The organism is Polaromonas sp. P1_G4 (assembly GCF_056405475.1).
Window position 1 is genome coordinate 1 of sequence record NZ_JBFUCA010000686.1, and the last position, 1,786, is coordinate 1,786.

General features: G+C 60.5%; 2 protein-coding genes. Both read right to left on the minus strand.

The features are described 5' to 3' along the window. Window positions 1-986: RIP metalloprotease RseP (gene rseP / locus AC1D1X_RS22225; RefSeq protein ID WP_477699211.1), on the minus strand; the 986-nt coding region annotated here is incomplete at its 3' end. A gap of 1 nt (window position 987) precedes the next feature. Next, on the minus strand, window positions 988-1,786 hold a 799-nt coding region (gene dxr / locus AC1D1X_RS22230; RefSeq protein WP_477699212.1), incomplete at its 5' end, for a 1-deoxy-D-xylulose-5-phosphate reductoisomerase.

Sequence of the window (1,786 nt, forward strand, 5' to 3'; positions counted from 1 at the left end):
ACAGGGCCGTAACGCACCGTGACAAACTCGGGAGGGGCTCCCACATAGGCCTCAATCCGGGGCACCATCACCCCGTTCACTGCCTTGAGTTCAGACGTCACTTGCAGCGCCAGGGATGCGCCAGCACGGCTGATTTGCCATGTCTGCGGGACAACGGCAGCACCCGTTCCGGTCGAGCGGGCAGAGGTACGTATCACCTCGCGCAGCTGTTGCCCATCCACAATCGCTGTCTCGCCAATGCGAAGCACGAGATCATCGGCACGCAGGCCGGATTTTTCTGCGGCGCCCCCGGGCATGACAGTGCCAATCACCGGACGGGTCCAGGGGCCRAGAATGCCAATTTTCCTGAACAGATCGGCATCTGCTTCGGGTGCACCCAGCGTACTGAGCAGCAACCGCACAGTCTGCCCTGACGCTGCGCCATCGCTGCCAAGCACCAAGGTGAGGTCGCGACCATCCAGTGCACCTTGAGTGAGCCTCCAGCGCAAGTCTTCAAAAGAATGAACGACCTCCAGGTCGCCGCCTTCAAAAGCCGCCTGCTGAACCATTTCCCCGCCACCCAGGCCAGCCTTTTCGGCAAGCGATCCTGCTACCGGGCTGGCCAAAATGGCTTTGGGCTCCTGCAAGCCAGTCCAGTTGACCACGGCATACAGCACTATGGCCAGCAGCAAATTGGCGGCCGGGCCGGCGGCCACCACGGCAACCCGCGATTTCAGCGGCTGGGTATTAAAAGCCAGATGACGCTCGGATAGATCCACCGGGGCCTCGCGCTCATCCAGCATCTTGACGTAGCCGCCCAGGGGCAGCATGCCGATGGAAAACTCTGTCGACTTGTTTTTGAGCTTCCAGGTGTAAATAGGTTTGCCGAATCCGATGGAAAATTTCAGGACCTTGATGCCACACGCCACTGCGACGCGGTAATGGCCGTATTCGTGCACGGCAATCAGGATACCGAGAGTCACAACGAAAGAAACCAGTGTCAGCATCTCAGGACTCCAGACCTTGGGTGATTTGAGTGGCAACGCGGCGGGCCTGCTCATCCAGCGCCAGCAAGCCTTCTATGTCGTCCACCTGAGAGACTGCCGCGGCCTCCAAAGTTGCATGGTTTACATGGTGAATATGGTCGAAGCGGATGYGCCGGTCCAAAAACGCCGCCACAGCAACCTCATTGGCTGCGTTCAGCACCACGCAAGTGCCCGGCGGCGCACGCAAACTCTCCCAGGCCAAAGGCAGGCAGGGAAAGCGCTGAAAGTCCGGGACCTCGAATGTCATGGCGGCCATGCGGGCGAAGTCCAGGCGCGCCGTGCCGCTTTCGATCCGCTCCGGCCAGGACAGGCCATAGGCAATCGGCACCCGCATATCGGGCGTACCCAGCTGGGCCATCACCGATGCGTCATGGAACTGCACCATCGAATGGATGATTTGCTGCGGATGGATCACCACCTCGATCTGCTCCGGCACGACACCAAACAGGTACTTGGCCTCGATCACCTCCAAAGCCTTGTTCATCATCGTGGCCGAATCCACCGAAATCTTGCGGCCCATGGAAAAATTAGGGTGCGCGCAGGCCTGCTCGGGCGTTACGTCGCGCAAAGTTGCTGGATCACGGGCGCGAAAAGGACCGCCCGACGAGGTCAGCATGATTTTTTCGATGCGCCGGGGCCACACCGCCGGGTCTTCGGGCAACGACTGGAAAATGGCCGAATGCTCACTGTCAATAGGCAGCAACCGGGCCCCCCCTTCACGAACCGCCCGCATAAACACTTCGCCGCCGACGACGAGGGCC